The organism is Vibrio sp. 1249-1 (assembly GCF_033340495.1).
Genome location: NZ_JAWOWJ010000509.1, coordinates 1 through 714, shown reverse-complemented (window position 1 = coordinate 714; position 714 = coordinate 1). Strand labels below are relative to the sequence as shown.

Sequence of the window (714 nt, the reverse complement as noted above, 5' to 3'; positions counted from 1 at the left end):
ATCACTCAATAGCCAAGAATGGATCAAGTGCTGAGTGTCACACTTTTTCTGTCAATAGGGGCTTGGTGAACACTTACCAATTTTCCTCATAAGCACATAACGCCAAATTAAGGTGTGAACAACGCTAACACCTTACCTAAACCATTGTGCCATAAACACTAAACTGGCTTGAAGTGAAAGCGCCTAGCGTTGTGAATCACTCTTAAATTTATTGTTATATGCGTATTCGAAGCTACATTGAAACTGCTTCGATTTTGTTTCCGTCTAAGTCACGTACGAACGCTGCATAGTAAGTTTCACCGTACTCTGGTCTTAAGCCTGGCTTGCCTGCACATGAACCACCCAATTCAATGGCTGTAGAATAGAACTGGTCAACAGCTTCTTTTGACGGCGCATTGAAAGCCACATGAGCACCATTACTTGATGTCGCTTTCCCTTCACAAGGGCTTCCGACCCAAAACTCAAAGTTTTCACCATAAGCCGCTGCAATATTTTCTATATAATGAGCACGCTTAATAGACAACGTAGAAAGAACTGAGTCATAAAAACCAACTGCTTTTACCACATCAGAAGCGCCAACTGAGACGTGATTTAGAATCATTTTTAAGTCCTTTTATTGTTTGAAACTTGAAAGCATATAACGCCCAATTAAGGGGTGAGTAACGCAACACCAATGTCACCGCAAACCACCTTAATCACTAAAATTAACGCATA

1 protein-coding gene is annotated in these 714 nt (G+C 40.9%); it reads right to left on the bottom strand.

All coding sequences use genetic code 11. The annotated features are described in order from the left end of the window. Positions 1 to 232: 232 nt before the first annotated feature. Positions 233 to 601, bottom strand: coding sequence for a VOC family protein (locus tag R7Z50_RS27290; RefSeq protein WP_225478343.1), 369 nt, complete (start codon positions 599 to 601; stop codon positions 233 to 235). Positions 602 to 714: the final 113 nt, after the last annotated feature.

Excerpts from the sequence above, each read along its gene's own strand:
- R7Z50_RS27290 (WP_225478343.1), bottom strand. The coding sequence starts at position 601 with ATGATTCTAAATCACGTCTCAGTTGGCGCTTCTGATGTGGTAAAAGCA.